This is a genomic window from Bacillus sp. JZ105 (genome assembly GCF_053903125.1).
Map to the genome: position 1 here is coordinate 1,591,244 of NZ_CP096387.1, position 24,037 is coordinate 1,615,280.

Below are 24,037 nucleotides of genomic sequence, written 5' to 3' on the forward strand. Positions count from 1 at the left end.
TTTTTCGTGTTTATAATGATGTTCATCATAAAGAATTTTTAATGATTGCCTGTTAGATAGGTGCAATTAACATAAATATGAATTGTGAAATGTATAAAGAGAGAACACCTCTTAAGGGGGATTTTAAGTATGGCTGATTATTTAGTCATCGTTGAGTCGCCAGCAAAGGCGAAAACGATTGAGCGTTATTTAGGAAAAAAGTATAAAGTAAAAGCTTCAATGGGACACGTAAGGGATTTACCGAAAAGTCAGCTCGGTGTTGATACTGAGCATGACTTCGAACCGAGATATATTACGATTCGCGGGAAAGGCCCAGTTTTAAAAGAATTAAAAACAGCAGCGAAAAAAGCAAAGAAAGTCTATCTCGCAGCTGACCCCGATAGAGAGGGAGAAGCGATTGCTTGGCATTTAGCCCACAGTCTTGACCTTGACCTCTCTTCTGACTGCCGCGTTGTGTTTAACGAGATTACAAAGGATGCGATTAAAGATTCCTTTAAGCATCCACGTATGATCAATATGGACTTAGTTGATGCGCAGCAGGCAAGACGGATTTTAGATCGTCTCGTTGGGTATAAAATCAGTCCGATTTTATGGAAGAAAGTGAAAAAAGGCTTAAGTGCAGGACGTGTTCAATCAGTTGCACTCCGCCTGATTATTGATCGCGAGAAAGAAATTAATGAATTTAAACCAGAAGAATACTGGACAATTGATGGTACATTCCTTAAAGGAAAAGAAAGCTTCGAAGCGAGTTTCTTTGGCCTCAATGGCAAAAAACATCCATTGAAAACAAAAGAAGATGTAAAAGAAATCCTTTCGAAATTAAAAGGAAGCAAATTCTCTGTAGAGAAAGTAACGAAAAAAGAGCGTAAACGTAATCCAGCTGTTCCGTTTACGACTTCAACTTTACAGCAGGAAGCTGCAAGAAAATTAAATTTCCGTGCGAAAAAGACAATGATGATTGCACAGCAATTATATGAAGGAATTGATCTTGGTAAGGAAGGTACAGTCGGTCTCATTACATATATGAGAACGGACTCAACACGTATTTCCAATACAGCGATTGAAGAAGTATCTGCCTTCATTGATCAGACGTACGGCAAGAATTTCTTAAACACAACAAAACGAACAGCTAAAAAGAATGAAAATGCACAAGATGCTCACGAAGCCATCCGCCCGACTTCTACGTTAAGAAAACCGGCAGATGTCAAGCACGTGCTAAGCCGCGATCAGCTTCGTCTGTACAAATTGATTTGGGAACGATTCGTGGCAAGCCAAATGGCGCCGGCTGTTCTTGATACAATGAGTGTGGACCTTGATCACAACGGTCTTACTTTCCGTGCGAATGGAAGTAAAGTGAAATTTCCTGGGTTTATGAAGGTTTATGTGGAAGGAAAGGACGACCAGCTAGAGGAAAAGGACAAAATGCTTCCTGATCTGAAAGAAGGGGACACAGTTCTTTCAAAAGATATCGAACCTGAACAGCACTTCACACAGCCGCCTCCGCGTTACACTGAGGCAAGATTGGTCAAAACACTTGAAGAGCTCGGTATAGGCCGTCCATCTACGTATGCACCAACATTAGATACGATTCAAAAGCGCGGCTATGTCGCACTTGATAACAAACGATTTACTCCGACAGAGCTTGGAGAGATTGTACTCAACTTAATCATTGAATTCTTCCCTGAAATCATTAACGTTGAATTTACAGCGAAAATGGAAAAGGAACTTGATAGTGTTGAAGAAGGTACGGTCGAATGGGTTCGTATTATCGACAGCTTCTATCAAGACTTTGCCAAACGGGTAGAAAAAGCTGAAGCAGAGATGCAAGAAGTTGAGATTGAGCCGGAATACGCAGGTGTTGATTGTGAAGAGTGCGGACATCCGATGGTGTACAAAATGGGTAGATACGGCAAGTTCATGGCGTGCTCTAACTTTCCTGACTGCCGTAACACAAAACCAATTGTCAAAGATATCGGTGTCAAATGCCCGTCGTGTCATGAAGGAAACATTGTTGAACGAAAATCAAAAAAACGCCGCATTTTTTACGGCTGTGATCGTTTTCCAGAGTGTGAATTCGTCTCTTGGGACAAACCAATTGAAAGAAAGTGTCCAAAATGCGAAAATATGCTTGTAGAGAAAAAGCTGAAAAAAGGCGTTCAAGTTCAATGTGTGAACTGTGATTATAAAGAGGAACAACAAAAATAGCGGTGAGCAGCCTTGTTCACCTGCTTTTTTATGTCATCAAACAGACTTTACGAAATAGGAGAGTTGTACAATGAGTCAATTTGTAAATGTGATCGGAGCCGGGTTAGCTGGAAGTGAAGCTGCATGGCAAATCGCTAAACGAGGAATTAAAGTTAATTTATATGAAATGAGACCTGTGAAACAAACGCCGGCTCACCACACAGATAAATTTGCGGAGCTTGTATGCAGCAACTCACTGCGTGCGAATGCTTTGACAAATGCAGTAGGTGTATTAAAGGAAGAAATGCGTCATTTAGATTCAGCCATTATCGCAGCAGCAGATGAAAGCTCAGTTCCTGCTGGCGGCGCGCTTGCAGTAGACCGTCATGAATTTGCAGCAAACGTGACAGACCGTGTGAAAAATCATCCGAATGTTACTGTCTTTCAAGAAGAAGTGCAAAGCATTCCAGAAGGTCCGACAATTATCGCGACTGGCCCGCTGACATCAGAAGCACTTTCAAAAGAATTAAAATCGTTAACAGGAGAAGAATATCTCTATTTCTACGATGCAGCAGCACCAATTCTAGAAAAAGACAGCATTGATATGGATAAGGTGTACTTGAAATCACGCTATGACAAAGGCGAAGCCGCTTATTTAAACTGTCCAATGACAGAAGAAGAATTCGATCGTTTTTATGAGGCGCTCATTTCTGCTGAAACTGTGCCATTAAAAGAATTTGAAAAAGAAATCTTCTTTGAAGGCTGTATGCCGATTGAAGTCATGGCGAAAAGAGGAAAGAAAACGATGCTGTTTGGTCCAATGAAGCCAGTAGGACTGGAAGATCCGAAAACAGGAAAAAGACCTTACGCTGTTGTTCAATTAAGACAGGATGATGCAGCAGGTACTTTATATAACATCGTTGGCTTCCAGACACATCTGAAGTGGGGCGATCAAAAGGAAGTATTCCGTTTGATTCCAGGTCTTGAGGAAGCAGAGATTGTTCGTTACGGCGTGATGCACCGTAATACATTTATTAACTCGCCAAGCCTTTTAAGACCGACTTATCAGTTTAAAAATAGAGGTGATCTATTCTTTGCTGGACAAATGACAGGCGTTGAAGGGTATGTCGAGTCTGCCGCGTCCGGACTTGTGGCTGGCATTAACGCCGCTCGTTTTGTCAAAGGAGAAGAGCTTGTGACACTTCCTGAGGAAACGGCGATTGGCAGTATGGCTCACTACATCACATCGACAAACAAGAAAAGCTTCCAGCCGATGAATGCGAATTTTGGTTTGCTGAAAGATCTAGGTGTTCGAATTAAAAACAAACAAGAACGTTATGCAGAGTACGCTAAGCGCGCAATCGAAACTATTCAAACTATTTCGAAATCTCTGTAGTAAAACATTGCACGGAAAGCAAGATATGTGATACCATTTAAAAGCCTTAAAGAGGTGTAAAAATGACGAATAAACAGCGTCTTGTCCACTTATTCATTGAATATCTGCAAATTGAAAAAAACTATTCAGCTTTAACGATCTCAGGATATACAGAAGCCATTGAAGAGTTTGTCAGATTTATGAACATTCAAGGAATAGACGGTTTTGAAGAGGTATCCTATCAAGATACGAGAATTTATTTAACAGAAGCTTATGAAAAAGGCCTGACAAGAAGAACGATTAGTAAGAAAGTCTCTGCGCTTCGCAGCTTTTATAAATTTTTATTAAGAGAACAGCTTGTGAAAGAAAATCCTTTTTTACTCGTTAGCTTACCTAAGCAGGATAAGCGGATTCCTTCATTTTTGTATGAAGAGGAACTAAAAGAGCTTTTTACAGTTTCTGATATCAGTACACCGCTTGGGCAAAGAAATCAAGCCATTTTAGAGCTTCTTTATGCAACAGGTATGAGGGTTAGTGAGTTATGTTCATTAAAAGAATCTGATCTTGATTTATCGATGGATACAGTGCTTGTTCATGGGAAAGGCAGCAAGCAGCGGTATGTTCCTTTTGGGTCATATGCTCATGAAGCGCTCATTACTTATTTAGAGGATGGAAGGCAGAAGCTGAAATCTAAAGGGAAAGACCGCGCTGATACTCATGTGTTTTTGAATCAGCGCGGGACGCCTCTTACAGACCGAGGTGTACGATTCATTCTCACTGAATTAATGAAAAAGGCGTCAGGTACATTACATATCCATCCTCACATGTTAAGGCACACCTTTGCCACGCATCTCTTAAACGAGGGGGCGGATTTGAGAAGTGTTCAAGAACTTCTCGGTCATTCAAATTTATCATCTACACAGGTGTACACGCATGTATCAAAAGATTCTTTAAGAAACACGTACATGTCTCATCACCCAAGGGCTTTTAAACGATCCTAAAAGGAGGTTTTTTCATGTCATCATTTCATGCAACAACCATCTTTGCCGTTCAGCATAAAGGAAAAAGTGCAATGGCTGGCGATGGTCAAGTCACTTTCGGGCAGGCTGTCGTGATGAAACACACAGCAAAAAAAGTGCGCCGTCTTTTCGGAGGCAAGGTGCTTGCAGGTTTTGCAGGTTCTGTAGCCGATGCTTTTACACTCTTTGAAAAGTTTGAAACAAAGCTTGAAGAATATGGTGGTAATTTAAAGCGGGCAGCCGTAGAACTAGCGAAGGAATGGCGAAGTGACAAGATGCTAAGACAGCTTGAGGCTATGCTCATCGTCATGAACAAAGAAAGCATCCTGCTCGTCTCTGGAACAGGAGAGGTCATCGAACCAGATGATGGGATTTTGGCCATTGGCTCAGGCGGCAACTATGCGCTTAGCGCCGGGAGAGCACTCAAAACCCATGCAGGTGATCATCTCTCAGCGAGAGAAATTGCAAAGGCCGCTCTTGAAACGGCCGGAGAAATCTGTGTCTACACGAACGATCAAATCACTTTAGAAGAGCTTGAATAGAAAGGACATGAGACGTATGGAGAAAAAGCCGTTCACCCCAAGAGAGATAGTTGAAAAGCTTGATCAATACATCATTGGTCAGCTTGATGCGAAAAAAGCAGTGGCGGTGGCTTTAAGAAACCGTTACAGAAGAAGTCTTTTGCATGATAAGCTAAAGGATGAAGTCGTTCCTAAAAACATTTTAATGATCGGTCCAACAGGTGTGGGGAAAACAGAAATTGCCCGCAGAATTGCTCGAATTTCTGGTGCGCCTTTTATTAAAGTGGAAGCGACGAAATTTACTGAAGTGGGTTATGTCGGCCGTGACGTAGAGTCCATGGTGAGAGATTTAGTTGAAACAGCGATTAGACTCGTCAAAGAAGAAAAGATGAAAGATGTTCAAGAGGAAGCAGAAAAACAAGCAAATAAACGGCTTGTTCATTTACTTGTTCCTGGCAAGAAAAAAAGCCAGTCTGTGAAAAATCCGTTTGAGATGCTGTTTGGCGGTTCTGATGAAGATGACCGTGATCGAGATCATTCAAATGAAGAAGTGGAACTCGAATCGACAAGAAAGCGAATCGCTCATCAGCTGGCGATGGGAGAACTTGAAGATCATTACGTTACGATTGAAGTAGAAGAACAGCAGCCTTCCATGTTTGATATGCTTCAAGGCTCGGGTATGGAGCAAATGGGTATGAACATGCAGGATGCGCTCGGCAATCTCATGCCTAAAAAGAAAAAACGCAGAAAGCTGACTGTCAGAGAAGCAAGAAAGGCGTTAACGGCTGAGGAAGCTTCAAAACTGATTGATATGGATGAAGTCAGTCAGGAAGCGGTCTACAAAGCAGAGCAGCAAGGAATTATTTTTATCGATGAAATCGACAAAATCGCCAAAAGCGGTGGTGCATCATCTGCAGATGTTTCTCGTGAAGGGGTTCAGCGTGATATTTTACCGATTGTAGAAGGTTCAACTGTGATGACGAAATATGGAGCCGTTAAAACTGATCATGTGCTGTTTGTTGCAGCAGGTGCATTTCATATGGCAAAGCCATCAGATTTGATTCCAGAGCTTCAGGGACGCTTCCCAATCCGTGTAGAATTAGATAAATTAAGTATAGAAGACTTTGTGAAAATCTTAACGGAACCAGATAATGCATTATTAAAGCAATATAAAGCTTTACTTGAAACAGAAGGTATATCTCTTGAATTTTCTGACGATGCTATTCATAAGATTGCCGAAGTGGCTTATCATGTCAATCAGGAGACAGATAACATCGGTGCAAGAAGGCTTCATACCATACTTGAAAAGCTGCTTGAAGAGCTTTCATTTGAGGCGCCTGATATTACGATGGAGACAGTGACCATTACCCCTCAGTATGTCGAAGAGAAGCTAGGAAAGATTGCAAATAACAAAGATTTAAGTCAATTTATACTTTAACAAATGAATAAAGTAATCTAGGAGGATCATTATTATGGCGTTACTACAAAAAACAAGGATTATTAACTCGATGCTGCAAGATGCAGCGGGGAAACCAGTTAATTTCAAAGAAATGGCAGAAACACTGAGAGATGTCATTGATTCAAACATTTTCGTATTAAGCAGAAGGGGAAAGCTTCTTGGCTACTCCATTAATCAACAGATTGAAAATGCACGTATGAAAAAAATGCTTGAAGATCGTCAGTTCCCTGAAGAATATACAAAGAGTCTATTCAATGTCCCTGAAACGTCTTCAAACCTTGATATTAACAGTGAATATACAGCTTTCCCGATTGAAAACCGGGACTTATTCCAATCAGGTTTAACCACAATTGTTCCAATTATCGGCGGAGGAGATCGTTTAGGTACGCTAATCCTGTCCCGTTTGCAAGATACATTCACAGATGATGATTTAATTCTTGCTGAATACGGGGCAACAGTTGTTGGAATGGAGATTCTTCGCGAAAAAGCAGAGGAAATCGAAGAAGAAGCAAGAAGCAAAGCAGTTGTCCAAATGGCGATTAGCTCTCTTTCATACAGTGAGCTTGAAGCGATTGAGCACATTTTTGAAGAGCTTGATGGAAACGAAGGTCTTCTCGTTGCAAGTAAAATTGCAGACCGTGTAGGGATCACACGCTCAGTGATCGTAAACGCCTTACGTAAGTTAGAAAGTGCAGGCGTAATCGAATCTCGTTCTCTTGGAATGAAGGGAACGTACATCAAAGTGTTAAACAACAAATTTTTAATTGAACTGGAAAATTTAAAATCTCATTAATCAAAAACCCTTTTTGGCCGAAATAAATGCTGAAAAGGGTTTTTTTATGTGAAAAAATGAGGATTTGTGCGAAAAATGTCACTCTTTTTTTCAAGAAACCCCTTACAAATCTGTAGTGCTTTGAATCTAGGTCTTTATACCTATTCGTAAAATAGATATATATTACGAGTTTTTTTTACATATACATCATAGACTTTAATCCTATTATTTCTTACAATGAACATATGGTTTTACAAATCTCGACATGATTAAATGGAATGAAATACATATGATTGGAGGTATATGGTTTTGGATATATTTTCTGGAACGATAAGCAACCTTGAGAATGCCTTGGGCAGAGCGAATGTTAAGCAAAAAGTCATAAGCAATAATATCGCGAATATAGATACACCGAACTACAAGTCGAAAAACGTCACATTCCATGACATGCTAAATGATGCGTCAATCAAATTAGATGCTAAAAAAACATACCAAGGTCACATTGATTTTTCAAAAACAGGGTCTAATTATTCAGTTGTTTCGAGCAACCGTACTTCTTATCAAGAAAACGGAAATAATGTCGATATTGATCAAGAGATGAGTGAACTCGCTAAAAACCAAATTCAGTATAATGCACTGGTGGAAAGAATGAGCGGGAAATTCAATTCTCTTAAAACAGTTTTGACAGGAGGTAAGTGATGTCGATTTTTTCAGGAGTGAACGCTTCGGCCTCAGCATTAACGGCACAGAGGCTCAGAATGGACGTTGTATCCTCAAACCTTGCAAATATGGATACAACAAGAGCTAAACAGGTTGATGGCAACTGGGAGCCTTATAGACGTAAGCTTGTCACATTACAGCCGTCAGGTGAATCATTTTCATCTATATTGAACTCAAGTATGAATTCGAGCGGCAAATTAGGAAACGGTGTCAAAGTAACAAAGATTACTGAAGACGAAACTCCATTCAACCTTCAATATGATCCTACAAATCCCGATGCCAATGAAAATGGATATGTTCAAACGCCAAATGTCGATCCATTAAAAGAAATGGTCGACCTCATCAGCAGCTCAAGATCATATGAAGCAAACGTGACTGCTCTAAATGCGAACAAAAGCATGCTGATGAAAGCTTTAGAAATAGGAAAGTAAGGTGAAAACAATTGGTTAATGCAATATCTCCTTTCCAGCTTCAAACTGCTCAACAAGCAAGTGAATTGACGAATGCATCGCCCGTCCAGGCGGCTGCGCCTAAAAGTCAAACGAATTTCTCTGATGTGCTGAAGAATTCCATTGAGGCATTAAATCAATCACAGCTGAAATCAGACCAGTATACAAATGCGCTTGCACAAGGAAAAGATGTCAATCTCGATGAAGTCATGATTGCTTCACAAAAAGCGAGTGTTACACTCACAGCTGCAACAGAGTTTCGAAATAAAGCAGTTGAAGCGTACCAAGAGATTATGAGAATGCAGATGTAGGAGGTGCTGGTGGACAAAAAAAGACTGAATGGAATGACCGGGGGTTAAGATGAATCGTACTTTAATGCAATTAAGAACAAAAACAGTTGAGTTTTGGCGAAATCGATCAAAATTACAAAAAATACTCATGATTGGCGGCGTTGCTGCCCTAGCAATCATTATTACGGTTGTTAGCATCTTTGCTTCTTCTGAAAAAATGGTTCCTCTCTTTAGAGACTTGTCTGAGGCAGAAGCTGGACAAATCAAACAGGAACTAGATGGCAAAAACGTTAAATCGGAACTTGCAAACAACGGAACAACGATTCTCGTTCCAGAAGAGCAAGCAGATTCTTTAAAAGTAACACTCGCATCCGAAGGGCTTCCTAAGACAGGCAACATTGATTATTCCTTCTTTGCAAATAATTCAGGCTTCGGTTTAACAGATAATGAATTTGATGTTCTGAAAGTAGACGCAACTCAGACAGAACTATCCAATCTGATCAACACGATTGATGGGATTAAAGATTCAAAAGTGATGATTAACCTGCCAAAAGATTCCGTTTTTGTTGGAGAAGAGCAAAGTAATGCATCAGCATCCATTGTGCTGCAAGTTGAGCGGGGCTACACACTCACACCGCAGCAAGTAAAAGGCCTTTATCATCTTATTTCAAAAAGTGTGCCGAATTTAAAAACAGAAAACATTGTCATTATGGACCAAGATTCCAACTACTACGACTTAAACACCAGCTCCGATTCTTATGCAAGTGGAATGGATGCACAGCAGCAGAAAAAAGAGGAAATCGAAAAGAATCTTCAAAGAAAAATTCAGCAGCTGCTCGGAACAATGATGGGTCAAGATAAAGTGGCTGTATCGGTCACAACAGACATTGATTTTACTGAAGAAAAAAGAAAAGAAGACCTTGTAGAACCTGTTGATAAAGAAAACATGCAGGGGATTGCTGTCAGCGCTGAAAAGATTGCTGAAACTTATTCAGGTAATGGCGCAGCAGCTGGAGGCACTGCTGGAACAGGTGACGATGATGTCACAAATTATCAAGGTGCCGATGGAGCGAATGGAAGCGGAGATTACGAAAAGAGCGAAGATCGCATCAATTATGAAGTCAACCGCATTCATAAAGATATCAAAGAAAGTCCTTATAAAATTAGAGATGTTGGCATTCAAGCATTGGTCGAACCACCAACTGCAAACGATGTAAACTCTTTAACGGCTGAAAGACAAGATGATATCAAAAAGATTCTTTCAACGATCATTAGCACATCGATTGATAAAGAATACACAAATGGTCAAGCGCTCACTCAAGCAGACTTAGATAACAAAATCGTTTTATCTGTATCAAAATTAGACGGTAAACAGCAAACTGCGGCAGATAACCCTTCAAACAATATTCCAATCTGGGTTTATATTGTAGGCGGTGTGCTTCTACTTGCAATTATCGCTCTTATCATTCTTCTTGTGCGCAAGCGTAGAAGAGATGAGGAAGAAGAGTTTGAGTTTGATGAACGTACACCAATCGATGTTCCTGATATTGATACTGAGCCAGAAACAGAAGAAATGGTGAGAAAAAATCAGCTTGAAAAAATGGCAAAAGAAAAACCAGAAGACTTTGCTAAATTGCTACGCAGCTGGCTGTCCGAGGATTAGGAGGAATACACATGTCGAGAAAAGATCCAAATCGACTAACAGGCAGACAAAAAGCAGCAATCCTAATGATTTCCTTAGGGCTAGACGTGTCAGCATCTGTATACAAACATCTGTCTGAAGACGAAATAGAAAAATTAACATTAGAAATTTCCAATGTACGAAGTGTAGATACTGCTAAAAAAGATGAAGTCATTGAAGAGTTTCACAGCATTGCCATCGCGCAGGACTACATATCGCAGGGCGGTCTTATGTACGCAAGACAAGTGCTTGAAAAAGCGCTTGGTGAGGATAAAGCGGACAGCATCTTAAACAGGCTGACATCCTCTCTTCAAGTGAAACCATTTGATTTTGCTCGAAAGGCTGAGCCAGAACAAATTTTAAACTTTATCCAGCATGAGCATCCACAAACGATTGCACTTATCCTTTCCTACCTGGATCCAGTGCAGGCTGGACAAATTTTATCTGAGTTAGGCGAGGAAGTGCAAACTGAGGTTGCAAGACGTATTGCCTTAATGGACCGCACATCTCCAGAGATCATCAATGAGGTGGAACGTATTCTTGAACAAAAGCTCTCTTCAACCTTTACGCAGGACTATACGCAAACAGGCGGAGTCGAAGCGGTTGTGGAAGTGCTAAATGGTGTAGACCGTGCTACGGAGAAGACCATTTTAGACACACTCGAAATTCAAGATCCAGAGCTTGCGGATGAAATTAAGAAACGTATGTTTGTCTTTGAAGATATTGTCACTCTTGACAGCAGAGCGATTCAGCGCGTCATCAGAGATGTTGAAAATGATGACTTATTGCTCGCACTCAAAGTGGCAAGCGAAGAGGTCAAAGAAATTGTCTTCCGCAACATGTCACAGCGGATGGTCGAAACATTCAAAGAAGAAATGGAGTTTATGGGGCCTGTCCGGCTTAGAGATGTCGAGGAAGCACAAACCCGTATTGTCAGCATTGTAAGACGACTTGAGGAAGCTGGAGAAATCGTCATAGCTCGAGGCGGAGGAGACGATATCATTGTCTAGGATTATCAAACATATAACATCTGTTATTCCTGAACAAGGACGGCAAACGATTCCTTTACAGCAAGTAAACTTTAAAAGAGAACATCACGAAGAAGAGCTTGTCAATGAAACCGAAGCATCGCAGCTAGTACTTAGTGATGCAGAAGATCAAGCGAGCCGCATATTAGAACAAGCGAACAGTGAACTGGAAAAAACAATGGCTGAAATCAATCAGCGCAGAACTGATTTTGAAGAAGAAAGAATGCAGCTCATTGAAGACGCGAAACAAGCAGGTTATCAAGACGGCTTCCAAAAGGGCGAAGCGGATGCGAAAATGCAGTACCAAGCTATTCTTGATCAAGCAAATGACATCGTCAGTCTTGCAAGGCAGGATTACGAAGAAAAAATTGAAAGCTCTGCTGAGCAAATTGTGGAACTCGCTTTTGAACTCGCCAAACGCGTTTGGAATGCAGCTGAGGACACGAAAGATCAATTTTTGGCTCTTGTGAAGCAGGTCATTGCAGAAGTGAAAGAATATGATGATATTTCCATCTATGTTGATCCTGAACATTACGAGCATGTGATGGAATATAAAGACGAATTGATTAGAATCCTTCAAAAGGATACACACCTTGCCATTTACTCGGATGAAAAAGCGCCAAAAGGAACTTGTTACGTAGAAACAAGTTTTGGAAAAGTGGAAGCGAGTGTTGACACCCAAATGAATCAGTTGAAAGAAAAATTATTAGAAGTCATTGATTCAGGTGATCACAAATGAAAATGGATGTGCTAAAAGAAACGATTGAAACCGCCGATCCTTATAAACGATTTGGTAAAGTCAATCGAGTGGTTGGGCTGATGATTGAATCTAAGGGGCCGGAGAGTTCGATCGGTGATGTATGTCTCATTCATAAAAAAGGGAGCAAGCACCATCCGATAAAAGCAGAGGTCGTAGGGTTTAGAGATGAAAACATTCTGCTCATGCCTTATGTTGAAGCATCCAATATTTCACCAGGAAGTCTTGTTGAAGCGACGGGAGAGTCGCTGAAGGTCAAAGTAGGGACAGGATTAATTGGTGAAGTCGTTGATGCCTTCGGTGATCCGCTTGATGGCAGTATGCTTCCAAAGGGACTTGCACCTGTTTCAACAGATCAGTCACCTCCAAATCCGATGGACAGGCCGCCTATTCGAGAAAAGATGGGTGTTGGTGTTAGAGTCATTGACAGTCTGCTCACAGTTGGCACTGGTCAAAGGATCGGGATTTTTGCCGGAAGCGGTGTTGGAAAAAGTACCTTAATGGGGATGATCGCAAAGCAGACAGAAGCAGACCTGAATGTCATTGCCCTTGTTGGAGAGCGTGGCCGTGAAGTTCGTGAGTTTATTGAAAAGGATTTAGGTGCTGAAGGACTGAAGCGATCAATTGTTGTCGTCGCAACTTCTGACCAGCCTGCACTGACGAGACTGAAAGCTGCGTATACAGCAACAGCTATTGCGGAATATTTCAGGGACAGAGGCAAAAATGTCATGTTCATGATGGATTCTGTTACAAGGGTCGCCATGGCGCAAAGGGAAATAGGACTCGCAACTGGCGAGCCGCCAACAACAAAAGGATATACACCTTCAGTGTTCGCTATACTGCCAAAATTGCTCGAACGAACTGGAACAAATCAGCTTGGTTCCATCACAGCGTTTTACACAGTGCTTGTTGATGGGGACGATATGAATGAGCCGATCGCTGATACAGTGAGGGGGATTCTTGACGGGCACATTGTACTTGATCGTGCCCTAGCCAACAAAGGACAATTTCCCGCTGTTAACATTCTGAAAAGTATCAGCCGTGTCATGAGCAATATCGCAAGTCATGATCACAAGGAAGCGGCTAACCGGTTCCGCCAGCTTTTATCCACTTATCAAAACGCTGAAGACCTCATTAATATTGGAGCATATAAAAAAGGCTCCTCCAAAGATATTGATGAGGCCATGCAGGCTTATCCTCATCTGATTTCATTTTTGAAGCAGGATGTAGAAGAGGCTGTATCTATTGAAGACAGTGTGAGTTTATTGCTCAGTTTGATGAATAGAGAGGATTGACAAAAACAGTGAGATATCAATACAAATTTCAAAAGCTCTTAGAACTGAAAGAAAGTGAAAAAGACAAGTCACTCGCAGCATACCAACAATCCGTTTCGGCATTTGAGCAAGTAGCTGAAAAACTCTATGAAAATATGAGTAAAAAAGAGCTAATGGAAAAAAGCAAAGAAGAAAAGCTGAGAAGTGGAATGAGTGTTCAAGAAATGCGTCATTACCAGCAATTTGTGACCAACTTAGATAACACCATCCAGCATTATCAGCAGCTTGTGATCATGAAACGCCATCAAATGAATGAAAAACAATCTGATTTAACTGAAAAAAACATTGAGTTTAAAAAGTTTGAAAAAATGAAAGAAAAGCAATTTGAAAAGTTCTCCCTTGAACATAAGGCAATTGAAATGAAAGAAATGGATGATATCTCTATCAGCCAATTCATGTTTCAAGGACATTAGGAGTCGAGATGAATGCCTAAGAAGGAAAAAACGAAGGAATCAGGCGGCGGGAAATTTCAATGGATCTTGTTTATTGTCATCATCCCATTGATTGTGCTTGTGATTGTCACTGGCACGATCCTTTATATGGCAGGTTTTGATCTAAAAAAACCGCTCCAAAACATTCCGGGGATCAGCAGCTTGGTTGGTTCAGATGACACCTCAAAAACGTCATCTTCACCTAAAGATCAAAGCGATGCAGAGTTGAAAGAACTGAAAAAGACCATTAAAGAGCAAAAAAATGAACTCGAAATTGCACAAAAAGATTTGAAAACAAGTGATGAAGAGATTAAAAGACTCAACCAAAAAATCAACTCACTTGAAAAAACATCTGGAAATGATGCAAAGAATACGTCAGCTAATGACAGTTCATCAAATAACAGCTCATCAAATAACACGTCAGGTAATAACTCAGCAGGGGCGTCCTCTGATGCAGCGGCATCCTCTAATCAGCAGACAAAAGGAAAGGTCGCCAGCATTTATGAAAGCATGGACCCAGGGAAATCCGCCAAAATTTTATCAGAATTAAGTGATAAAGAGGCGTTAAAAATCCTTGAAGAGCTGAGCAAAAATAAACTGACAGACATATTAGCAAAACTGACACCTCAGAAGGCAGCAACGTTTACAAAAGAGCTTGCCAAAAAAGAAGAAAGTGAAAATGGGGGTGGACAATAAGTGAAGCTATTGGATATTGGAGCCTTACAGCAATCTTCTCAAGGTCTCTCAGGGCTAAAAGGAGACGGCGCGGCATCTGCACGAGGTTTATTTAAACAATTGCTTAGCGGAGCAGGCGCTCAAAGCGGTCCTGTTCATGCTGAGACAGCCGCTGCTGCCTCTCTTTCTATCAATGATGCGCTGCAAATTGTTGAAAAATGGATGCAGTCACCTGAAGAAGGAATGAGCGCAGACCTACTAAGTGCGCTTCAAACACTACAAGGCCAAACGCTTGAATCATCTGATCTCAAATCGCTTGAAGAATTATTTCAAAAAATGGAATCTTCCATTTACGGTGATCAAGCTGAAAAGCCAGGTTCTGAACATAGTGAACAGCTCATACAAGTCCACTTCTTCATCTATCAATTGCTCAATCAACAGCCGCCAAGCTTTGATGCGAAACTTGTGCAGGATATTGAAGGAAAAGGTCAAGACTTTATCCACTTCCTTTCGAAAAACGGGGTAGATGAGAAACTCATTCAGCAAGTAAAAGAGCAGTTCTTTTCGCAGGGTTCAGCGCCAAAGCTGAATTCGATGACTCAAAGTGAGCTAAAGCACTTTAATCAGTTAATCGACCATATGATGGCGAATGCGAAAGGGTCTGACAAAGAGTGGAAAATTTCACTTGGAGAGTTGAAGGAACTAATCTCTCCAAAACAAGAATCTACACTCGCTTCTCCGGCAAAAGGGAATGCATCTCTTGAGTGGCTCATCAAAAAAGAAGTCGTTAAAGGACAAAGCGCTGCTGCACCAGCTTCTGAAAAAATAATGACCCATACACTTTTGCCAGGTCATATGCAGTTTTTCCAACTGCAGTCAGCGGCTCCTGTTCAGCAGACACAAACGACTGATGAAAAGCCGGGAACAGTTGATCAGCAAATTCTAAACACGTGGAAGCAAATGAAATTCACGCCGTTTGGCAATTCAAGCGGACGCTTTACCGTTCGATTAAATCCTGAAAATCTTGGGTTTATTACCATTCAGCTAACGAAGCAAAACGGTATGTATGCGAGTAAAATTACAGCCTCGACGCAAGCAGCGAAAGAGCTGTTAGAGCATCATCTGCCGCAGCTTAAGCAGGCGCTTCCAAATATGTCGGTTCAAGTGGACCGTTTCCATATACCGCTTCAATCAAATGAGCAGCCGTTATTTGGGCAACAATTTAACGAAGAAAACAAGCAGCAGCAGCCAAAAGGACAGAATTTCCAGCAGACTGATGAACAGGAAGCAGAATTCCAAGATATGCTGGATGCTCTTGTTGGGTCAGATGAAGAAGAGGAGGAGATCTAATGGCAACAGTTGATGCTACGAATAGAACAGCCGCACAAGCAGACACTTCTTCGAAAGCAGAAAAGAAAACAGATACGCTCGGCAAAGATCAATTCTTGAAAATTTTGCTCACACAGCTTCAAAACCAAGATCCGACAAACCCGCTTGATGACCGTGAGTTTGTCACGCAGCTTGCGACATTTTCATCTTTAGAACAGCAAACCAATATGAACGATTCGATCACCAAGCTGAATCAGCTCATGTCTACATTTGTTGCACACCAAGATCCGTTTACGACGTATGTAGGCTGGATTGGTAAAGAAGTATCGGGCAAATTGGATGATAAAGAGATATCGGGCACTGTGAAGTCTGTTAAAAACATAGACAACGAGTACTTCTTGATTTTAGAAGATGGAACGAAAATCAGCCCTTGGGATGTTACAGCAGTTGGAGAAAAAACGAAGTAATTCGAGGAGGAAAATAAATGTTACGCTCACTTTACTCAGGAATTAGCGGAATGAAAAACTTCCAAACAAAATTAGATGTGGTAGCCAATAACGTAGCCAACGTCAATACACATGGATACAAAAAGAGCCGTATCACGTTTAAAGATATGGTCAGTCAAACCATTTCAAGTTCAGGCGGACCGACGAACAACTCTGGTTCAATTAACTCAAAACAAGTTGGTTTAGGATCATCTTTATCTTCTATTGATAAAATCATGAAACCAGGCTCTTCTCAAAATACAGACGAACCATATGATTTCTATATTAATGGAGATGGGTTCTTCCGTATTCAAAAGCAAGGTGAAATCCTATTTACAAGAACAGGGAACTTCAAACCTGATTCAAATGGGGATTTGGCAACACCTGATGGAAACTATCTACTTGGCATGGATGGGCAAAGAATCAACATTCCAAGCGACAATGTGTCAAGTGTCAGTGTTGGGCCAGATGGGACCGTTTCTGTTGTTGAGAACAACGTTTCTCGTACTGTTGGGCAAATATCACTTGTGTCATTCAGTAATGCAGGAGGATTAGATAAGATTGGGGATAACCTATACCGCCAAACGCTCAGTTCCGGTGCGCCAAGTAATGCCATCGCTCCTGGAAGTCAAGGGACAGGTGAACTTCAAACAGGGAAACTTGAAATGTCAAACGTTGATTTAACAGATGAGTTTACCGAAATGATTATCGCGCAGCGTGGATTCCAATCGAATGCAAAGACGATCACAACATCTGATGAAATTCTGCAAGAGCTTGTGAATCTGAAACGATAGGAGGTAGGGGGAGCGGATGCTCGCTTCTCTGCTTAATATGATTGAAGTGACAAGATTAAATGGCAAAGGATTTATGCTGAACGCTCTCCATATCGAGCAAATCGAAAGTTTTCCAGACACGACCATTACTTTGGCCAATGGAAAGAAATTCGTTGTGAAAGAAGATGAAGAGCAGCTTCAAGAGAAAATCATTTCTTTCTACAGAAAAATCCAAGTCATTTCATTGAATCAAGGAATAGAGGAGTTTGAATGAAGAAGAAATTAGTCGTAGTAATGCTAATCATGATTATTGCCATCGTCGGAATTGGAGCAGGCATCGTTTTTCTGCTGAATGGGTCAGACGAAGCAAAAGCCGAAAAAGAGCCAACAGCAGATGAAGTTGTAAAAGCTTCTGTTGAAATTCCTGAGATTATCACCAATTTAAAATCTGAAGGAAATGCTGTCAAACTTGTCCTGAATATTGAAACGGACTCTGAAAAAGCAAAATCAGAGCTTGAGAAAAGAAGTTTCCAAGTAAAAGATGCTGTCATCGACATTTTATCAGACACGAATGCAGATGAACTTGATGGCAAAAAAGGCAGAGAACATTTTAAAACACAAGTCAAAAACAAAGTGAATAACTATTTGCAAGATGGCAAGGTGAAAGAAGTATATATAACCTCCTTTAATCTGCAATAGAGGCGATTAATTAACGCGATGGAGGTGAAGAAATGTCAGGAGAAGTGCTTTCCCAGAATGAGATCGACGCATTATTATCCGCCATCTCAACAGGCGAAATGGATGCAGAAGAGCTGAAAAAAGAAGAAACGACGAAAAAAGTGAAGGTGTATGACTTTAAACGTGCACTGCGCTTTTCAAAAGACCAGATTCGAAGTTTAACAAGAATTCATGATAACTTCGCTAGACTGCTCACCACGCATTTTTCAGCGCAGCTAAGATCATATATTCAAATTACTGTCAGCTCGGTTGACCAAGTACCATACGAAGAATTTATTCGTTCGATTCCTAATATGACATTATTAAACTTATTTTATGTCAGCCCGCTTGAAGGAAGAATCATGCTTGAAGTGAACCCAACAATCGGCTATGCGATGATGGACAGGCTGATGGGCGGGATTGGCATTAGTCATAATAAGACAGAATCACTTACAGAAATTGAAACAAAGATTATCTCAAACATGTTTGAGGGAGCTTTGGAAAATTACAGAGAAGCGTGGCAGTCCATAACTGACATCGAGCCTGAAATGGCAGATTTCGAGGTAAATCCCCAGTTTGTTCAAATGGTGTCACCAAACGAAACAGTTGTCGTCATTTCTCTTAATACACAGATTGGCGAGGTAAGCGGGGTTATAAACCTATGTATTCCTCACGTTGTATTAGAGCCTATTATTCCGAAGCTGTCTGTACACTACTGGATGCAGTCTGAACGAAATGAACCAAAACAGCAAGAAACAAAGGCCATTGAAAAACGGATTATGAAGGCAAAAATACCGGTAGTCGCAGAGCTGGGACAATCGGAAATGACGGTGGAAGAGTTTTTGAATTTGGAAATAGGTGATTGTATTGCCTTGGACAAACCAGTAAATGCGCCTCTTACTGTTATGGTCGGAAATAAACCGAAATTCTTGGGACAGGCCGGCCGCGTGAATCGGAAACAGGCGATTCAAATTCTAGATCACGACATAAGAGGTGAAGAAGATGGAGAATAACGGAAGTAAATTATCACAAGACGAAATCGATGCGCTCCTTAAAGGAGGCAGCAATGACGATATAGAGCCTGATACAATCCTTTCTGCAATGGAGCAAGATGCCATTGGAGAAATCGGAAATATTTCATTTGGCAGCTCTGCAACAGCACTTTCAACCCTATTAAATCAAAAAGTGGAGATTACAACTCCAACTGTTACAGTGATTCAAAAAAGTATGCTGAATGAGGAATTTCCTCATCCGTATGTCGCTATTGAAGTGAATTATACGGAAGGCTTCAGCGCAAGTAACCTGCTTGTTGTCCAGCAAACAGATGCAGCAGTCATTGCGGACTTAATGATGGGCGGAGACGGGACAAATGCTGACCCTTCTTTAAGCGAGATTCACTTAAGTGCAGTGCAAGAAGCAATGAACCAAATGATGGGTTCTGCTGCGACATCTATGTCGACTGTCTTTAATAAAAAGATTGATATTTCTCCGCCGCGCGTCGAATTACTTGATGTGAAAGAAGGAGAAGGGACAGACCGCATTCCAGCTGAAGAAATGCTTGTCAAAGTATCCTTCAGATTAACAATAGGTGAACTCATCGATTCAAATATTATGCAGCTTTATCCTATTACATTTGCGAAGGATTTAATTGCAGAATTAACAGACCCTGCGCAAGAAGAAGAGCCGGTGCAAGAAGCTCAAGCGAGTGCACCTGAACCTCAGCCGGCAGCTCCGCAAACGCAGTCTGCTCCAGCGCAGCAGGCAGCACCGCCGAAAAGACAGGCGAAGCCAAAGCCGGCAGCACCTGTAAATGTGGCGCCAGTTGAATTTGAATCGTTCAGTGAGCCTCAGCATACAACAAGCCAGCTTGGAAACCTTGACATGCTGATGGACATTCCGCTTTCCATTACGGTGGAACTTGGAAGAACCCAGCGCAGTGTGAAAGAAGTTCTTGAGCTTTCAGCTGGAAGTATCATTGAACTGGACAAACTTGCTGGTGAGCCAGTAGACATTCTAGTGAACAAACGAATCGTCGCCAAAGGGGAAGTCGTTGTCATTGATGAGAACTTTGGTGTTCGTGTGACTGATATTTTAAGTCAGTCAGAAAGACTTTCTAATTTAAAATAAACAAACATATAGGGAGAGAATAAGTAAATGGCTACTAAGGTATTAATCGTAGATGATGCAGCATTCATGAGAATGATGATCAAGGATATTCTTGTAAAAAACGGATTTGATGTAGTAGGAGAAGCAGAAAACGGCGCACAAGCAGTTGAAAAATACAAAGAAACATCTCCTGATCTTGTCACAATGGATATCACAATGCCAGAAATGGACGGAATTACTGCACTAAAAGAAATTAAACAAATTGATGCTTCTGCAAAAATCATCATGTGTTCTGCTATGGGACAGCAGTCAATGGTTATTGACGCCATCCAAGCAGGTGCAAAAGACTTTATCGTGAAGCCATTTCAGGCAGACCGCGTACTTGAAGCAATTAATAAAACGTTAGGCTAAAAAAGGGTGTAAGATTTGTTGAAAAAACGTTTGATATGTATAGCAATGATCAGTTTTATGCTTTTCTTGACGATGCAGCCTGCCTCACTGTTTGCCGAAACGAAAGATCCTGAGAATGGCACAGTGAATGACTGGATCAAAGGTGAGAAAGAAAGCAAAAAGGATACAGAGAAGAAAACCACTGACAATCAAACGAATCCGGCAGAAGAAGTTCCCTCTTCTTCTGTCTCCATTATGGATTTTGTCAAAATGATTGGTGCCTTACTTTTTGTCATCCTGCTTATTTATGGATTGGTGAGATTTGTTGGTAAGCAAAACCGCTTACTTAAACCATTTCGCTATGTTGAAAATATTGGCGGAACGACAGTCGGACAAAACCGTTCAGTCCAGCTGATCAAAGTGGGCAAACGCGTATTAGTTGTCGGCGTAGCAGACTCAATCCAGCTGCTAAAAGAGATTGATGATGAACAAGAATGTGAAGCAATCGTGAAACAATATGAAGAAGCGATGGAAAGCAAAACCGATTTACCAAAAATGGTTCAAAAATTCACATCGCAGGTAAAGAAACATGATCAGCCGACCACTTCTTCTTTTTCAGCCAATTTAAAGGCGCAGTTAGCCGAATTGAAAAAGACCCAATCAGAAGTCAGAAAGAAAGGCCCGAAACAAAATGAATGAGTTTATCGATTTATTTAATTCCAGCGGTGCAGGAAATATCAGCACATCTGTCCGTCTTCTATTACTTTTAACTGTATTTTCGGTTGCACCGGGCATTCTCATTTTAATGACGTGTTTTACACGGATTGTGATTGTTCTTTCATTTGTCAGAACATCACTTGCAACCAACTCAATGCCGCCAAACCAAGTGCTTGTTGGACTTGCTTTGTTTCTCACATTTTTTATCATGGCACCCACGTTCTCACAGATTAATAAAGAGGCGCTGACGCCGCTTTTAAATGATGACATCACGTTAAATCAGGCGTATGAAAAAGCCGAAGTGCCTATTAAAGAGTTTATGAGTAAACATACAAGACAAAAAGATTTGGCTTTATTTCTTAGCTACGCAAAAATGGACACACCTGAATCGATTAAAGATATTCCATTAACGGCGATGGTTCCCGCTTTTGCCATTTCAGAATTAAAGACGGCATTTCAAATCGGTTTTATGATCTTTATTCCATTTTTAATTATTGACATGGTGGTCGCAAGTGTTCTGATGTCAATGGGGATGATGATGCTTCCGCCGGTTATGATATCGCTCCCTTTCAAAATATTGTTATTTGTTTTAGTCGATGGATGGTATTTGATAGTTAAATCTTTGCTGCAAAGCTTTTAGAGTAGGTGCTTAAAACATGAGTTCAGAATTTGTTATTACGATGGCTGAAAGATCAGTGTATGTAGTATTGCTTGTGAGTGGGCCGCTTCTAGCGCTCGCACTTATTGTGGGACTGATTGTCAGTGTGTTTCAGGCGACAACCCAAATTCAAGAACAGACGCTTGCGTTTATTCCTAAGATTGTTGCTGTACTCATTGGGCTTGTTGTGTTTGGTCCATGGATGCTTTCAACAATCGTGTCCTTTACGACAGAGCTGTTCTCGAATTTAGATCGATTTGCAGGTTAAAAAGCGATGTCAATCATAGAATTATTCCCTGCTTTTCTTTTAGTTTTTATTCGAATCACCGCTTTTTTTGTGACAGTACCGCTTTTAGCGCATAGAACGATCCCAGCTGTACACAGAGTTGGGTTCTCACTGTTTTTAGCTGTCATTAGTTTTAGCACCATAAAAGACCCGCCAGCACTCGACATAGACGGTCTTTATATGATGCTTGCGGTGAAAGAAGCAATGGTCGGACTTCTGCTGGGGCTGATTGCATACATCATGGTGTCCGCAGTTCAGATTGCCGGCTCATTCATTGATTTTCAAATGGGTTTTGCGATTGCCAATATTATTGATCCGCAAACAGGGGCGCAGACGCCGCTGATGGGACAGTTTTTTTATACGGTCACATTGCTGTTGATGCTGGCAACAAACGCACATCACTTGCTGCTTGATGGAATCTATTACAGCTTTCAATACATTGCAGTTGATCAATATGCGCTGAATTTCGGCAGTGAATCCTTTGCTTACTTTATCGCAAAGAGCTTCAACCAAATGTTTATCATCGCCTTTCAAATCTCGGCACCTGTCGTGGCAAGTCTGTTTTTAGTCGATTTGGCGCTGGGGATTGTGGCACGTACAGTTCCGCAAATGAACGTATTTGTGGTCGGACTTCCTATTAAAATAGGTGTGAGTTTTATCATGATCATCATCTGTATGGGCGTCATTTTCGGTGTTGTCCAAAATACATTTGAAACGATTGTACTCACCATGAGGAATTTCTTAGCATTGGTCGGTGGTTCGTCATGATGACAAGGCTTAGACTAGACTTGCAATTTTTCGCAGGTGAAAAAACAGAAAAAGCAACGCCGAAAAAAAGGCGGGATTCACGTAAAAAAGGACAGGTTGCCAAAAGTACCGACGTCAATACAGCCATCTCATTTCTATTAATCTTTTTATCATTCTTTTTTATTGGGCCTTTTATGAAAGAGCGGATTATTGCGCTCATAGAACGTTTTTATTCAACAACCATGCTAATGAAGGTTAGCACATCTAATATTCATCAACTATTCTTGGAATTGCTTCAGGAAACAGGGCTCCTCCTCATGCCAATCCTTGGTGTTGGCATGCTGGCGGGGATTATCAGTAACTATTTACAAGTCGGCTTTCTCTTTTCGGCAGAAGTGATCAAACCGAAATTAGAAAAGCTTGACCCAATCAAAGGGTTTAAACGGATATACAGTATTCGAGCCCTCGTAGAGCTCTTAAAATCCATTTTGAAAATTGGCTTTGTTGGCTTTGCGACATTTATTGCTCTTTGGATGCACTTTGACGAAATTCTGCGGCTTCCTTTATTAACAGCAGAGGAAACCCTTCATTTCGTTGCAAAGATGACCTTAATTATGGGGCTGTATGCTGCTGGTGCTCTTTTGATTTTGGCAGGGCTTGATTATATGTATCAGAAATTTGATTATGAAAAAAACTTGCGGATGTCCAAACAAGACATCAAAGATGAGTATAAAAAATCAGAGGGTGACCCGCTCATTAAATCAAAGATTAAACAGCGTCAGCGGGAAATGGCCATGAGACGGATGATGCAGGAAGTCCCAAAAGCGGACGTCATCATTACAAACCCAACCCACTATGCCATTGCTTTAAAGTATGATGAAGAAAAAATGGACGCGCCCTATGTTGTGGCAAAGGGAACGGATATTTTGGCTTTGAAAATTAGAACGATTGCGAAAGAACATGATGTCATGACTGTAGAGAACCGCCCGCTTGCCCGGGCGCTCTATGATCAGGTCGACATCGACCAAGCGGTGCCGGAAGAATACTTTAAGGCCATCGCAGAAATTTTAGCTTACGTCTATAAAACGAAACAAAAGATTTTATGAATTTTTGGTTTTAAAAGGAGAGAACAGG

28 protein-coding genes are annotated in these 24,037 nt (G+C 41.0%); all 28 read left to right on the forward strand.

What is annotated here, in order from left to right; all coding sequences use genetic code 11:
- Window positions 1–129: 129 nt before the first annotated feature.
- The 28 genes from topA (at window position 130) to flhB (ending at window position 24,009) form a co-directional block, all read left to right on the forward strand.
- The gene (gene topA / locus M1D81_RS08090; protein ID WP_456265100.1) at window positions 130–2,205 is read left to right on the forward strand and encodes a type I DNA topoisomerase; all 2,076 of its coding nucleotides are present in this window, start codon (window positions 130–132) and stop codon (window positions 2,203–2,205) included.
- A 70-nt stretch (window positions 2,206–2,275) separates the two neighbouring features.
- Entirely contained in the window at window positions 2,276–3,580 is a 1,305-nt protein-coding gene (gene trmFO, locus M1D81_RS08095) for an FADH(2)-oxidizing methylenetetrahydrofolate--tRNA-(uracil(54)-C(5))-methyltransferase TrmFO (protein ID WP_456265099.1), read from the forward strand.
- Window positions 3,581–3,642: 62 nt separating this feature from the next.
- Complete coding sequence (gene xerC / locus M1D81_RS08100) at window positions 3,643–4,560, forward strand: tyrosine recombinase XerC (protein WP_456265098.1); 918 nt, start codon at window positions 3,643–3,645, stop codon at window positions 4,558–4,560.
- A gap of 14 nt (window positions 4,561–4,574) precedes the next feature.
- Window positions 4,575–5,120, forward strand: coding sequence for an ATP-dependent protease subunit HslV (gene hslV / locus M1D81_RS08105; protein ID WP_024424181.1), 546 nt, complete (start codon window positions 4,575–4,577; stop codon window positions 5,118–5,120).
- 16 nt (window positions 5,121–5,136) lie between these two features.
- On the forward strand, window positions 5,137–6,537 hold the full coding sequence (gene hslU / locus M1D81_RS08110) for an HslU--HslV peptidase ATPase subunit (RefSeq protein ID WP_024424180.1): 1,401 nt from the start codon (window positions 5,137–5,139) through the stop codon (window positions 6,535–6,537).
- Window positions 6,538–6,571: 34 nt separating this feature from the next.
- Window positions 6,572–7,351: a GTP-sensing pleiotropic transcriptional regulator CodY gene (gene codY, locus M1D81_RS08115; protein WP_007499612.1), complete on the forward strand. Its 780-nt coding sequence runs from the start codon at window positions 6,572–6,574 to the stop codon at window positions 7,349–7,351.
- Window positions 7,352–7,639: 288 nt separating this feature from the next.
- Window positions 7,640–8,029 (forward strand): flagellar basal body rod protein FlgB, encoded by a 390-nt coding sequence (gene flgB, locus M1D81_RS08120; RefSeq protein ID WP_034623641.1) that lies wholly within the window; start codon window positions 7,640–7,642, stop codon window positions 8,027–8,029.
- Complete coding sequence (gene flgC, locus M1D81_RS08125; RefSeq protein WP_024424179.1) at window positions 8,029–8,481, forward strand: flagellar basal body rod protein FlgC; 453 nt, start codon at window positions 8,029–8,031, stop codon at window positions 8,479–8,481. Before flgB ends, flgC begins: the two co-directional genes overlap by 1 nt.
- An 11-nt stretch (window positions 8,482–8,492) precedes the next feature.
- Window positions 8,493–8,810 (forward strand): flagellar hook-basal body complex protein FliE, encoded by a 318-nt coding sequence (gene fliE / locus M1D81_RS08130; protein ID WP_076839565.1) that lies wholly within the window; start codon window positions 8,493–8,495, stop codon window positions 8,808–8,810.
- Window positions 8,811–8,859: 49 nt separating this feature from the next.
- On the forward strand, window positions 8,860–10,452 hold the full coding sequence (gene fliF / locus M1D81_RS08135; RefSeq protein WP_456265097.1) for a flagellar basal-body MS-ring/collar protein FliF: 1,593 nt from the start codon (window positions 8,860–8,862) through the stop codon (window positions 10,450–10,452).
- A gap of 11 nt (window positions 10,453–10,463) precedes the next feature.
- Complete coding sequence (gene fliG / locus M1D81_RS08140; protein ID WP_024424176.1) at window positions 10,464–11,480, forward strand: flagellar motor switch protein FliG; 1,017 nt, start codon at window positions 10,464–10,466, stop codon at window positions 11,478–11,480.
- Window positions 11,473–12,237 carry a flagellar assembly protein FliH gene (fliH, locus tag M1D81_RS08145; RefSeq protein ID WP_456265096.1) on the forward strand — a complete coding sequence of 255 codons (765 nt, stop codon included), beginning with the start codon at window positions 11,473–11,475 and terminating at the stop codon, window positions 12,235–12,237. The genes fliG and fliH overlap by 8 nt, the downstream gene beginning before the upstream one ends.
- Complete coding sequence (gene fliI / locus M1D81_RS08150; protein ID WP_024424174.1) at window positions 12,234–13,550, forward strand: flagellar protein export ATPase FliI; 1,317 nt, start codon at window positions 12,234–12,236, stop codon at window positions 13,548–13,550. Before fliH ends, fliI begins: the two co-directional genes overlap by 4 nt.
- An 8-nt stretch (window positions 13,551–13,558) precedes the next feature.
- Window positions 13,559–14,002: a flagellar export protein FliJ gene (fliJ, locus tag M1D81_RS08155; RefSeq protein WP_024424173.1), complete on the forward strand. Its 444-nt coding sequence runs from the start codon at window positions 13,559–13,561 to the stop codon at window positions 14,000–14,002.
- Window positions 14,003–14,014: 12 nt separating this feature from the next.
- A complete protein-coding gene (locus M1D81_RS08160) occupies window positions 14,015–14,716 on the forward strand; it encodes a MotE family protein (RefSeq protein ID WP_456265095.1) in 702 nt (233 codons plus the stop codon).
- Window positions 14,717–16,045, forward strand: coding sequence for a flagellar hook-length control protein FliK (locus M1D81_RS08165; RefSeq protein WP_456265094.1), 1,329 nt, complete (start codon window positions 14,717–14,719; stop codon window positions 16,043–16,045).
- Window positions 16,045–16,491, forward strand: coding sequence for a flagellar hook assembly protein FlgD (flgD, locus tag M1D81_RS08170; RefSeq protein WP_456265093.1), 447 nt, complete (start codon window positions 16,045–16,047; stop codon window positions 16,489–16,491). Before M1D81_RS08165 ends, flgD begins: the two co-directional genes overlap by 1 nt.
- Before the next feature lie 17 nt (window positions 16,492–16,508).
- Window positions 16,509–17,303 (forward strand): flagellar basal body rod protein FlgG, encoded by a 795-nt coding sequence (gene flgG, locus M1D81_RS08175; protein WP_073205183.1) that lies wholly within the window; start codon window positions 16,509–16,511, stop codon window positions 17,301–17,303.
- Between the two features lie 37 nt (window positions 17,304–17,340).
- The gene (locus M1D81_RS08180) at window positions 17,341–17,556 is read left to right on the forward strand and encodes a flagellar FlbD family protein (RefSeq protein WP_008344794.1); all 216 of its coding nucleotides are present in this window, start codon (window positions 17,341–17,343) and stop codon (window positions 17,554–17,556) included.
- On the forward strand, window positions 17,553–17,981 hold the full coding sequence (gene fliL, locus M1D81_RS08185; RefSeq protein WP_456265092.1) for a flagellar basal body-associated protein FliL: 429 nt from the start codon (window positions 17,553–17,555) through the stop codon (window positions 17,979–17,981). The genes M1D81_RS08180 and fliL overlap by 4 nt, the downstream gene beginning before the upstream one ends.
- 32 nt (window positions 17,982–18,013) lie before the next feature.
- On the forward strand, window positions 18,014–19,012 hold the full coding sequence (gene fliM / locus M1D81_RS08190; RefSeq protein ID WP_024424167.1) for a flagellar motor switch protein FliM: 999 nt from the start codon (window positions 18,014–18,016) through the stop codon (window positions 19,010–19,012).
- Window positions 19,002–20,126, forward strand: a complete 1,125-nt coding sequence (fliY, locus tag M1D81_RS08195) for a flagellar motor switch phosphatase FliY (protein WP_456265091.1) — start codon at window positions 19,002–19,004, stop codon at window positions 20,124–20,126. Before fliM ends, fliY begins: the two co-directional genes overlap by 11 nt.
- 27 nt (window positions 20,127–20,153) lie before the next feature.
- Window positions 20,154–20,516, forward strand: coding sequence for a response regulator (locus M1D81_RS08200; protein WP_007499584.1), 363 nt, complete (start codon window positions 20,154–20,156; stop codon window positions 20,514–20,516).
- 18 nt (window positions 20,517–20,534) lie between these two features.
- Window positions 20,535–21,194 carry a flagella biosynthesis regulatory protein FliZ gene (fliZ, locus tag M1D81_RS08205; RefSeq protein WP_456265090.1) on the forward strand — a complete coding sequence of 220 codons (660 nt, stop codon included), beginning with the start codon at window positions 20,535–20,537 and terminating at the stop codon, window positions 21,192–21,194.
- Window positions 21,187–21,852 carry a flagellar type III secretion system pore protein FliP gene (fliP, locus tag M1D81_RS08210; protein WP_008354479.1) on the forward strand — a complete coding sequence of 222 codons (666 nt, stop codon included), beginning with the start codon at window positions 21,187–21,189 and terminating at the stop codon, window positions 21,850–21,852. The genes fliZ and fliP overlap by 8 nt, the downstream gene beginning before the upstream one ends.
- Window positions 21,853–21,868: 16 nt before the next feature.
- Window positions 21,869–22,138 (forward strand): flagellar biosynthesis protein FliQ, encoded by a 270-nt coding sequence (gene fliQ, locus M1D81_RS08215; protein WP_003211206.1) that lies wholly within the window; start codon window positions 21,869–21,871, stop codon window positions 22,136–22,138.
- Window positions 22,139–22,144: 6 nt separating this feature from the next.
- The gene (fliR, locus tag M1D81_RS08220) at window positions 22,145–22,924 is read left to right on the forward strand and encodes a flagellar biosynthetic protein FliR (RefSeq protein WP_456265089.1); all 780 of its coding nucleotides are present in this window, start codon (window positions 22,145–22,147) and stop codon (window positions 22,922–22,924) included.
- Window positions 22,921–24,009, forward strand: coding sequence for a flagellar biosynthesis protein FlhB (gene flhB, locus M1D81_RS08225; protein WP_456265088.1), 1,089 nt, complete (start codon window positions 22,921–22,923; stop codon window positions 24,007–24,009). The genes fliR and flhB overlap by 4 nt, the downstream gene beginning before the upstream one ends.
- Window positions 24,010–24,037: the final 28 nt, after the last annotated feature.

What these genes read in the sequence shown, in the direction of transcription:
- fliY (WP_456265091.1), top strand. Translation starts at nt 19,002, where the DNA reads ATGGAGAATAACGGAAGTAAATTATCACAAGACGAAATCGATGCGCTC.
- hslV (WP_024424181.1), top strand. Translation starts at nt 4,575, where the DNA reads ATGTCATCATTTCATGCAACAACCATCTTTGCCGTTCAGCATAAAGGA.
- flgG (WP_073205183.1), top strand. Translation starts at nt 16,509, where the DNA reads ATGTTACGCTCACTTTACTCAGGAATTAGCGGAATGAAAAACTTCCAA.
- M1D81_RS08180 (WP_008344794.1), top strand. Translation starts at nt 17,341, where the DNA reads ATGATTGAAGTGACAAGATTAAATGGCAAAGGATTTATGCTGAACGCT.
- topA (WP_456265100.1), top strand. Translation starts at nt 130, where the DNA reads ATGGCTGATTATTTAGTCATCGTTGAGTCGCCAGCAAAGGCGAAAACG.
- xerC (WP_456265098.1), top strand. Translation starts at nt 3,643, where the DNA reads ATGACGAATAAACAGCGTCTTGTCCACTTATTCATTGAATATCTGCAA.
- flgD (WP_456265093.1), top strand. Translation starts at nt 16,045, where the DNA reads ATGGCAACAGTTGATGCTACGAATAGAACAGCCGCACAAGCAGACACT.
- trmFO (WP_456265099.1), top strand. Translation starts at nt 2,276, where the DNA reads ATGAGTCAATTTGTAAATGTGATCGGAGCCGGGTTAGCTGGAAGTGAA.
- fliF (WP_456265097.1), top strand. Translation starts at nt 8,860, where the DNA reads ATGAATCGTACTTTAATGCAATTAAGAACAAAAACAGTTGAGTTTTGG.
- fliP (WP_008354479.1), top strand. Translation starts at nt 21,187, where the DNA reads ATGAATGAGTTTATCGATTTATTTAATTCCAGCGGTGCAGGAAATATC.
- fliL (WP_456265092.1), top strand. Translation starts at nt 17,553, where the DNA reads ATGAAGAAGAAATTAGTCGTAGTAATGCTAATCATGATTATTGCCATC.
- fliM (WP_024424167.1), top strand. Translation starts at nt 18,014, where the DNA reads ATGTCAGGAGAAGTGCTTTCCCAGAATGAGATCGACGCATTATTATCC.
- flhB (WP_456265088.1), top strand. Translation starts at nt 22,921, where the DNA reads ATGATGACAAGGCTTAGACTAGACTTGCAATTTTTCGCAGGTGAAAAA.
- codY (WP_007499612.1), top strand. Translation starts at nt 6,572, where the DNA reads ATGGCGTTACTACAAAAAACAAGGATTATTAACTCGATGCTGCAAGAT.
- flgC (WP_024424179.1), top strand. Translation starts at nt 8,029, where the DNA reads ATGTCGATTTTTTCAGGAGTGAACGCTTCGGCCTCAGCATTAACGGCA.
- M1D81_RS08200 (WP_007499584.1), top strand. Translation starts at nt 20,154, where the DNA reads ATGGCTACTAAGGTATTAATCGTAGATGATGCAGCATTCATGAGAATG.
- fliI (WP_024424174.1), top strand. Translation starts at nt 12,234, where the DNA reads ATGAAAATGGATGTGCTAAAAGAAACGATTGAAACCGCCGATCCTTAT.
- hslU (WP_024424180.1), top strand. Translation starts at nt 5,137, where the DNA reads ATGGAGAAAAAGCCGTTCACCCCAAGAGAGATAGTTGAAAAGCTTGAT.
- fliG (WP_024424176.1), top strand. Translation starts at nt 10,464, where the DNA reads ATGTCGAGAAAAGATCCAAATCGACTAACAGGCAGACAAAAAGCAGCA.
- fliR (WP_456265089.1), top strand. Translation starts at nt 22,145, where the DNA reads ATGTCAATCATAGAATTATTCCCTGCTTTTCTTTTAGTTTTTATTCGA.
- fliQ (WP_003211206.1), top strand. Translation starts at nt 21,869, where the DNA reads ATGAGTTCAGAATTTGTTATTACGATGGCTGAAAGATCAGTGTATGTA.
- M1D81_RS08160 (WP_456265095.1), top strand. Translation starts at nt 14,015, where the DNA reads ATGCCTAAGAAGGAAAAAACGAAGGAATCAGGCGGCGGGAAATTTCAA.